Genomic DNA, 9,011 nt, shown 5'->3' with positions numbered 1-9,011 from the left:
TCGACCGGACCCAGTGCCGTGTAGCACGCGATACGGGTAGCGTGTGTTGCGTGACGGAGGACACGCGGCAGCAGACGGAACAGGCACTTCGAGGCCGGGCTCGACACGGGGACGAGATCGAGGCCGAGCGGGACCCGCTGATCCTCCCGGCCGGGGTGGCGCAGGCCGACTGGGCCTCCCGTACCGACACCGACCGCATCCTGGCTCTGGTCCAGCAAGGTGTGCGCACACAGGAGATCGCAGGCCTGAGGGCCGCAGATGCCGACGGCGGAGCCGTCAAAGTGAGTCCGGGTCACGCCCGCTGCCGAGAGCTGCCGTTGCCCGACGAGGCTGCGCAGCGACTTGCGGACATCCTGGGTGCGGCCGGTGCGACCGGTCCTGTGTTTCCCGGCGAGCCTCGGCGTCGGCCACGGCCCGACTCCTCCGCTCCGCCCGCTCCGCCGGCCTCCGCCCGCCGTGCACGAGGTCGGCGAAGGGCGGCGCCCGGGCCGGCCGACCGTCATCGAGATGCGCCCTGTCAGCTCCGTCGATCTCCAGGCCCGCGAGATCGATCCTGCCCGCTACCGCATGCCGTAGGCCTGCCCGCCAAGAGGATGCACCGCCGGCCGCTGCACCGGGTGGCCGTCAGCTCGGTGAGCACGTCGCGGACCGAGGGCGGATGTCCGGCCGTCACGCGGACAGGGCGCAGAAGCCGAAGTCATCGTGCTCGTCGGACGGCTGGATGGCACAGACCTGCTCGATGGTGAGCAGGCAGCCGTCGAAGTGGTAGTCGATGACGGCCGGCCAGTGCTCGGTCGGCAAGCAGAAGTTGGTGGCCGGCGCGGGTGCTCACCGAAGGTGGTGCGGTCTTCGTTCAGGGCGTCGTGGAGCAGCAGGACCTGGTTGTGCTGGTCGGTGATCAGCACGCCGCATCCGTGCACGGTCTGCGCCAATCGTCTTCAGGTACTGCTTCGGTGGGATCCACTCAGGCATCAGCTGTCTGCTTGGTTTGCCAGAGCTCCAGCGAGTCGGGGTCGATGTCCGCGATCGCCAGGGCGGGACGTCCGTCCGAGAGACGGTGCGCAAGCCACTGTCCACTTCGAGCCGCGCCGCCAGGGGCCGGCTGGGTTGCGGAAGGAGACTGGTGTGCCGGTTGCGAGGGCGAACGGCGCTGTCACGTCGATGCGCGCGTGTCCCGCGCCCCGCTGGGGAGCACGGGACAGGCCGAGGGGTCGGTCGGTCGGTCAGGGGCCGACGACGGTAAAGAAGTTGTCGACCTCCGCCCACCGGGACCAGCCGACAATGGAGTTGGTGCTGACGTCGAAGGTTGCGCCGGGACGGCTCGCGCAATTCGCCGGGCAGGCCTGCCGGCCGGTCCGGGGGCCGATGTCCGGCACATACGCTGTTGCGGCCCTGAGAAAGCATCGGTTGCCGCCGTGCCTCTGGGGGCATCCGGGTGCAGTGGCCGGGCCGGGCATCAGCGCGGTCGTGGTCCGCTGGCATCGTCGTTGCGGGCGGTGACGGCAGCCACGCCGGCCGCGGCGGGGATCAGGTCGCGGTGAAGAAGCGCCACTTCTGGTTCGCGTCGTTGACGTCGCGGCAGCTCCACTGGTGGATGGCGGCGCCGTCGGCGGTGGACCAGTTCTCGACGTCCATGCACTTGCCGCTGTTGCGGTCGACGAGCTTGAAGTACCCGTTGCCGACGTCGTCGAGGCGCCACTGCTGGCTGGGGCCGTTGTAGCAGTGCCACTGGTGGATGACGGCGCCGTCGGCGTCGGAGGGGCCGTCGACGTCGAGGCACATGTTGCTGTTGAGGTTCACCACGTTCCAGTAGCCGGGCACACCGGAGGGGGTGAACTGCCACCACTGGTTGGCATCGTTGTCGAGGCGGCAGCTCCACTGATGCACGAGGGCGCCCTCGTCCTTGGACCAGTTCTCGACGTCGGCGCACTTGTCGGAGTTCAGGTTGACCAGCTTGGCGTAGCCCGACGGCGGAGCCACAGTGGGTGCCGCGGAGGCCGGTGGCGTGGCAAGTCCGGCCAGGCCGAGGGCTAGGACGAGGGCGGTGACCGTGCGCATGTGTTCTCCCATGCCTTTGCGAGGCATCGACGCGATGTCGAATTCGGGCACGAACCTATCGATCGCCAGCTCCGACTGGAATCACACAAACGGGTGATCCCCGATCCCGGCGGTAGCGCACCACAGCCCGAACGCCTCCGATGCCGACGTCGTGAACGAGATCGTATACCTGTGGCAGAACTACCACTTCGGCCCGCTGAAGATCCCGATGCATCTCAAGCGGTAGCACGACATCGGCATCCTGGCGCGGCCACACTCACCAGGCAGGGGAACCAGATCTCAGGGCTGCGGGCACCGGGCCTCAGTAGTCGGTGATGCCAGTCAGATGGTCGGAGGGTTCTCGGTGGGGTTCCTGGGGCGCTTGTTCGGCTGGTAGCTGGGGCTGTCCGTGACCACCTGGTGGCTGGTGCTGATCAGGGACCGGCCCCGCCCGCTCGCCGGCCCATCCTGCTGCCGGTATCAACCTCGGGGCGTAGGGAAATGGCTATGGGGTAGGTCAGGCCCAGTAGGGCCGGGCCGCCGCTGGGGATTCTTCGGGGACTTCTCGCGGTGCAAGCAGGGAAGCCCCTGGCGGGCCCGAAGGGAGCGAGGTTGCAGATCTGTGCAGCAGGCGAATAGGCGGTGTCTATGGTCTGGTTATCACGCATTTGCGGTGTGGCCAAGCCGCCGGATTTCGCTGTGATACGGGCTCCGCCGAGATTCGGCTGGTCACCCGAGGAGAAGCCGGTGTCTGAGCAGTTCATGAGTGTCAGGCAGACCGCCGAGTATCTGAACATGTCGGTCGCGTGGGTGTATCGCGAGGCGTCTCGGTTGGGCCTCGTTGCCTACAGGTTCGGGAGCGGCCGGAACGCGAAGCTGCAGTTCAAGGTGTCCGAGGTGCAGTCGTGGGTGCGTCAGCAGCGCCTGTCCGGTTTCTGATCACCAACAGCACTGAGGGGTCTGCCGATTCGGGCAGACCCCTCACGCGTTTAAGCGGTCAGAGACAGGTTCAGCACCTGGGCGGCGCGGCTGATGGAGCCGGGCATGAGGTGGCGGTAGGTCTTGAAGGTGATGTCGACGCTTCGGTGGCCCATCCACTCGGCGACGTCGGTGATGGGGATGTTCTGGCTGAGGCAGTTCGAGGCGAAGAAGTGGCGGAAGCTGTAGATGACCATGCCTTCCGGGATGTCGCCGGTGCCGGCCTGCTTGATGCGTTGCCACTGCTTCTCGAGCAGGTAGCTCCGGTAGGGCTTGGTGACGTCGTTGGGGTTGCGGAGCAGGTAGCCGCCGATGGTGCCGTACGTGTCGGCGTACTGCTCGATGGTCTGCCTGACGAGGGCCGGGAGCGGGACGTCGCGGTAGTCGTCGGGCTTGCGGTGCTTCATCGGGCCGTAGGTCCGGGTGGTTTGGTTGACCTGCTCGGTGATCCGGTAGATGTCGTCGGCGACGATGTTGTTGATGTTGACCGCGTAGGCCTCACCGTTGCGCAGGCCGCAGCCGCTCATCAGGTCGGTGATGAGGCGGAAGGTGTCGTCGCCGGCGGTGCGAATGGCCTGGAGCTGCTCGATCGACGGGATGACGGCGCGCTTCGCGTCGTACTGGGGCGGTTTGACGCCGTCGAGTGGGTTCTCGTCGTAGAGGCCGAGGCGGTGGGCGTCGAGGAGGATCGCCTTGAGCTTGTCGAAGGCGTTGGACTGGGTGCCGAGGCCGACGCCGTTGCGTTCCATGGTCTGGATGAAGGCGTCGATGACCTTGTGGTCGAAGGCGGCCATCCGGCGGCTGCGGAAGGCCGGGTAGAGGTGGTTGTCCAGCAGTGAGTCGAGGTGCCGCACCGTGCCCGGGGTGAGGTGGCGCTGGCTGCGCTTCCACTGGGCGACGTAGTCGGCGAACTGCATGGAGCCGTACTTCTGGATCCGCTCTGCCTTCCGCTGGCTCTGCGGAGTGTTCTTCTTCGCCTGGTACATCTCTGCGAGTCGGGCCTTGGCCTTGTCCTGGGTGGTGAACCCGGACTCCTCGACCTGGTTGCCGGCTGCGTTGCGGTAGCGGATCTTGTACTCGTGGGGGCACTTGGACCACCGCGGCATGGGGTGTTCGCACTCCTTGAAGAACGTTCCCATGCCGCGGATGAGGTTCGTGGTGGCCATGGCCGATCGACTCCCGGGTCTGATGCTGACTTTTTGCTGACTCCGGATGGTCGATCAGGTCCACGGCCTTGGTGGAACCGTTGGTTCCGTGGTAGCGCCTGCGGGTGTTTCCGCAGGTCACGTACCCTCAACTGCCGCCTACGGGACCACGTTGACGAAGCTCATCATGCCGTTGTCCTCGTGGGCGGCGATGTGGCAGTGGAACATCCAGGCACCGGGGTAGTCCGTGAAGGCCACTCGGATCACCACGCTGCCGGGCACGCCGTTGACCGCGTGCGGGACCGGGATGGTGTCCTGGCGGTGGGTGTAGGGCTGGGGGGTGCCGTTCACCGAGGTGACCTGGAAGGCGTTGGTGTGCAGGTGGAAGGGGTGGTCCTCGCCGCTCTGGTTGACGATCGTCCACTCCTCGACGGTGCCGAGCTTCGCCGGGGTGTCGAAGACCGAGTGGCTCATCGAGAACTGCTTGCCGTTGATGTAGAAGACGGTGCCGTCGGAGTTCTCGGACAGGTTCAGGGTGCGGCGCTGGGCGATCGGCGCGCTCGACAGGTCGGCCGGCGCGGTCGGGATGGCGCCGGAGACGGGCGGCAGGCGGTGGGCGGGCTTGCCGCTCACCTTGACGGTGGCCAGGGCCACGTCCGGGTAGGAGTCGCCCTGCGGGCCGTTGCTGTAGGCGGTGGTGCGTAGGGTGGCGTGCCCGGGCTTGGCGTCGGCGGTGACCAGCACGTCGTAGCGCTTGCCGGGCGGCAGCAGCAGGGTGTCGGGGGTGGAGACCTGCGCGACCGGGGTGCCGTCCTCGCCGATCACGGTGAAGTGGTAGCCGTCCAGGTGGGGCTGGTAGAAGATGTCGGCGCCGGCGTTGACCAGCCGCCACAGCTGGGTCTCGCCGGGCCGCATCGACAGGACCGGCCGCAGCTGGCCGTTGACCAGCCGCACGGTCGGGTTGTTCGAGTTGATCGACGTGTCGGCGGTGTTCTGGACGATGTGGCCAGAGGGGTCGAGCTGCACGTCCTTCATCACCAGCGTGTGCGTGGTGATCTGACGCAGCGCCGGGGGCAGCAGCGTGCGGTCGTCGCCGACGATCAGCGCGCCGGACAGGCCGGCGAAGATCTGGTTCTCCACGTCGCCCGGCATGAAGCCGGGGTCGGACGGGTCGGACGCGTCGGAGTCGGCCATCGCCGCCATCTCCGGCGAGCCGGGGGCGGGACAGCTGGTCGCCATCGCGTGGCTGTGGTACCAGAACGTGCCGAGCGCGTGGTCGGCGGGAAGGGCCAGGTGGTAGGTGGTCGAGCTGCCCGGGGCCGCGCACAGGAACGGGTCGTCGGACTGGCCCGAGGGCGAGACGTGCAGGCCGTGGAAGTGCAGGTTGCTGGCGACCGGCAGGTGGTTGACCAGGTGGATGGTGACGTTCGAGCCGGGGGCCAGCCGGATGGTCGGGGCGACGAACTGCCCGTTGTAGGCCTCGCCCTGGACCTCGCGGCCGGATATGTCGAACCGCGTCCTGGTCGCGTCCAGGGTGATGGTCAGATCCGGGCGGCCCACGGTGTCGGCGTCGGTCGGATCGTGGAACGGCCGCCCGGGGACCATCCCCTTCTCCTGGGCCGCGGTCGACGGGGGCTGCGGGGTCGCCGGCGGGGACGCCGCGATCGCCTGGCTGCCGAACACGCCGGCGGTCAGCAGTGCCACCACGGCCAGCACGTGGAACGTGCGTCTGGTCCGGCGTATCCGCTGGTGCTGGTCCTGGGTGGTCTCCCCGGTGGTTCTCGGCATCAAATCTCCTCAAGGAAGGGCGAGTTAGGACATCTCGCATGCCGGCAACCCGGGCGCTGCGCCGTGGGGGCCGAGCGGACTCTAAGGGTTTTCAGATAAAAATTAGTTAAGCATTCGGATACCGACAGTTCATCGTGCTCCGGATGTGCGGCCGTGGCACGCCCACCGGGACGGCTGGGATGGCCGGGACGGTCGGGGCCTCCGGGTGGACGGCCGCCTCAGGCGGCGCCTGTGGCTGCGCCTGATGCCTCGCCCGAGTGGAGGCTTTAGGCTGATCATCGGATTGATCAGCGTTCCGGTCGCGTCAACAAGCCGCACAGTTCTTGCTCGGGAGTACGAATGTCCCTCACGACCCGCGTAGCACTGGCCACCTCGACCATGGGGCTGGCCAAGGACGCGGACCTGCCGCTGATGATCGAGGCGTTGCGCGGGCGCGGTGTCGATGCCGTGGCGGTCGCCTGGGAAGCTGATGACTTCGACTGGGCGCAGTGCGCGGCCGTGGTCCTGCGGTCCACCTGGGGCTATGCGCGGCACTGGCCCGAGTACCTGGCATGGGTGGACAAGGTCGCGGCCGTCACCCGGTTCGACAATCCGGCCGCGCTGGTGCGCTGGAACACCGACAAGCGCTACCTGGGGGAGCTCGCCGGCCTCGGCGTCCCGGTCGTGCCGACCCGGTTCGTGGCGCCCGGCGAGAGTGCCGTGCTGCCCGAGCACGGCCAGTTCGTCGTCAAGCCCACCGTCTCGGCCGGCGCGCAGGACAGTGCGCGGTACGCCGAGCGGCAGCACGAGCAGGCCGCCCGGCACATCGCCGCGCTGCACGCCACCGGAGCGACCGCGATGGTGCAGCCGTACCTGTCGCGGATCGACGAGGGCGAGCGGGCGCTGGTCTTCTTCGGCGGCCGGTTCAGCCACGCGATCCGCAAGGGGCCGGTGCTGACCGACATCGGCGTCGTCGACAACGCCCGCACCGCGCACCCGGACCTGGTCGCGCACCGGCCGTCCGCCGCCGAACTGGAGCTGGCCGGCGCCGCACTGGCCGCGATGCCGGGCTCGGCCGCGCCGCTGTACGCGCGGGTCGATGTCGCACTGGGGGACGACGGATCGCCGCTCCTGATGGAGCTCGAACTGGTGGAGCCCAACCTCTTCATCACCTACGGCCACGACGCGCTGCACCGCTTCGCCGAGCTCGTGAAGGAGCGTGCACTGGCCGGCTGATGCACAGCGGCACCAGCGGCATCAGTAGCACCAGTGGCATCAGCGGCATCATCAGCCCCACTGGTGTTGTCGGGTAACAGGCTTGACGATCCATCGGGTCATCGTTCGGTCACCTTGCGCTTGGCACGAGTTCGCGGCGGTACGGTGGCCTGGTGACACCGGACGAGACACTGCGCGCGCTCGCGGCCCTGGAGGCCGGATGGCGGCGAGACGACGACGCGTTGGCGGCCCTGGCCCGAAGCAGCCAGGACGAGGCGCCACTGCCGATCCTGATCGCCGACTACGGGGCGCAGGTCCTGCAGTCGCTGCTGATGCTCGCCGCCGGGATCCGCGGCAACATGGACCCGCAGGAGCACGACGAGGCGATGGAACGCCTGAACACGGACCTGACGGCCAAGATGTGCACCGTGCTCGGCGAGACGCTCCAGTCCTGGGCCGCCCGCGCGCCCGACGAGGTGGCTGGGGACATCGCCCGGTCCGTGATCAGCGCGATCCTCAACTTCACCTCGGGTGACGACCACCATGTGCTGCCGCTGCTCGCCCAGCTGCGCGCCAGCACGATGGACACCGCCTGACGGCCTGATCGCCTGAGCGTGCGGGGCCAGCCCGGCGTCTGCGCCGCCTCCGCCGTCACCCGCGCGGCCGAGCGGTCAGCTGCGCCGGAACAGCTTCCAGAAGCCGCGCCCGGCCGGCCGCTCGCTGCCGTCGCAGACACAGCGGTCGGCCTTCCGCACGTCGGCCAGCACCTGGTCGACGTGCTGGCCGCATCCGGCGTATCCGGCTTTGCCGCAGCTGCGGCAGGTCACTCGTCGGCACATCGGGTCTTCCTCGTTTCGCTCACCGGTTCGGGCCCACTCGGCCCGGCCGCTCTCCACTATACCTACCGGGGTATCTGTTCGAGCGGCCTCGGCTGCCTGTGGGCGGTTGGCGAGTCGGCTGGAGATGGCTGAAAAGTACCCCAACTTCCTTTGCTGGCAACCTTGTTGATTCCGCCAACGGCGCCCATTCTGAACTCCCCTGGCATGGCCAGGGCAAACCCGTCGGCGGTCCGGGCCCCCACGCCCGCTCGCCCGCGTGCCCCCACCACCCAGTTCGGCAGGAGAACTCCATGCGCATGAAATCAGCCCTGTCCCGGGTCCCGATCGCGCTCGCCGGCGCGCTGGCCGCGGTCGGGATGTTCGCGCCGATCGCCTCGGCGGCCGACACCCCGGTCGTGCTCGCCTGTCAGGCGACGCCGCCGATCGGCTCCGCGCAGACCTTCCAGCTCAACGCGGGCGTCAACGCGACGGCCCCGGCGAGCGTGACGGCGGGCAGCCAGTTCAGCGTGGCGCTGGCGACCGACGCGCTGACCGTGCCCACCTCGGTCAGCGGCTACAGCGTCCAGTCGATCAGCAACATCCAGCTCAGCGTGCCGGTCCCCGCGCACGCCACCCTCGTCGGCGAGTCGCTCTCAGGGGGGTCCGGGATCGGCTCCGCGAGCGTCGCGGTCAAGGGCGGCAACGTGGTCGTCACGGTGAAGGCCTCGGTCGCCGGCGGTGCCACCTTCACGCTGCCGGTGCTGACGCTGCGGCTGACGGCCGGCGCCGCGGGCAGCACCATCACCACCTCGCTGGCCGGCACCAGCTACTCCGCCCCGGGCCTGACCTTCTCGGCGACCGTCGCGGTCGCGTTCTTCACGGTCAACGTGCCCACGAACTGCTACCCGTCCACCGCACTGGTCCTCAGCTCGACCAAGGTGAGCTGAGCGACAGGGCCCAGCGACAGGGCCCAGCGACAGGGCCCAGGGCGGGTCGGGGGGGGGGGGGTGGGGTGGCGGCACCGCGTCCACCAACGCCTCCCCCCGGACCG

At 68.8% G+C, this 9,011-nt stretch carries 9 protein-coding genes; 4 read left to right on the top strand and 5 right to left on the bottom strand.

The window, feature by feature from the left end:
- Positions 1 to 669: 669 nt before the first annotated feature.
- Together AC060L_RS35275 and AC060L_RS35270 are read right to left on the bottom strand one after the other, a co-directional pair.
- Entirely contained in the window at positions 670 to 801 is a 132-nt protein-coding gene (locus AC060L_RS35275; RefSeq protein WP_483803069.1) for a hypothetical protein, read from the bottom strand.
- A gap of 726 nt (positions 802 to 1,527) precedes the next feature.
- The gene (locus AC060L_RS35270; protein WP_483803068.1) at positions 1,528 to 2,058 is read right to left on the bottom strand and encodes an RICIN domain-containing protein; all 531 of its coding nucleotides are present in this window, start codon (positions 2,056 to 2,058) and stop codon (positions 1,528 to 1,530) included.
- Between the two features lie 726 nt (positions 2,059 to 2,784).
- On the opposite strand from AC060L_RS35270, the gene AC060L_RS35265 reads away from it, so the two are divergent.
- Complete coding sequence (locus AC060L_RS35265; protein ID WP_483803067.1) at positions 2,785 to 2,976, top strand: helix-turn-helix domain-containing protein; 192 nt, start codon at positions 2,785 to 2,787, stop codon at positions 2,974 to 2,976.
- A gap of 50 nt (positions 2,977 to 3,026) precedes the next feature.
- Here the strand turns inward: AC060L_RS35265 and AC060L_RS35260 are convergent, their stop codons facing one another.
- On the bottom strand, positions 3,027 to 4,181 hold the full coding sequence (locus AC060L_RS35260) for a tyrosine-type recombinase/integrase (protein ID WP_483803066.1): 1,155 nt from the start codon (positions 4,179 to 4,181) through the stop codon (positions 3,027 to 3,029).
- 138 nt (positions 4,182 to 4,319) lie between these two features.
- The gene (locus AC060L_RS35255) at positions 4,320 to 5,948 is read right to left on the bottom strand and encodes a multicopper oxidase family protein (protein WP_483803065.1); all 1,629 of its coding nucleotides are present in this window, start codon (positions 5,946 to 5,948) and stop codon (positions 4,320 to 4,322) included.
- Positions 5,949 to 6,287: 339 nt separating this feature from the next.
- On the opposite strand from AC060L_RS35255, the gene AC060L_RS35250 reads away from it, so the two are divergent.
- On the top strand, positions 6,288 to 7,163 hold the full coding sequence (locus AC060L_RS35250) for an ATP-grasp domain-containing protein (protein WP_483803064.1): 876 nt from the start codon (positions 6,288 to 6,290) through the stop codon (positions 7,161 to 7,163).
- Positions 7,164 to 7,315: 152 nt separating this feature from the next.
- Positions 7,316 to 7,738 carry a hypothetical protein gene (locus AC060L_RS35245; RefSeq protein WP_483803063.1) on the top strand — a complete coding sequence of 141 codons (423 nt, stop codon included), beginning with the start codon at positions 7,316 to 7,318 and terminating at the stop codon, positions 7,736 to 7,738.
- A 75-nt stretch (positions 7,739 to 7,813) separates the two neighbouring features.
- Here AC060L_RS35245 and AC060L_RS35240 read toward each other — a convergent pair whose 3' ends face one another.
- On the bottom strand, positions 7,814 to 7,981 hold the full coding sequence (locus tag AC060L_RS35240; RefSeq protein ID WP_483803062.1) for a hypothetical protein: 168 nt from the start codon (positions 7,979 to 7,981) through the stop codon (positions 7,814 to 7,816).
- 290 nt (positions 7,982 to 8,271) lie between these two features.
- On the opposite strand from AC060L_RS35240, the gene AC060L_RS35235 reads away from it, so the two are divergent.
- The gene (locus tag AC060L_RS35235) at positions 8,272 to 8,907 is read left to right on the top strand and encodes a hypothetical protein (protein ID WP_483803061.1); all 636 of its coding nucleotides are present in this window, start codon (positions 8,272 to 8,274) and stop codon (positions 8,905 to 8,907) included.
- Positions 8,908 to 9,011: the final 104 nt, after the last annotated feature.

The organism is Kitasatospora sp. NEAU-69 (genome assembly GCF_057158765.1).
Note: the sequence above shows the minus strand (reverse complement) of the source record. Positions and strands in the feature narration are given on the sequence as shown.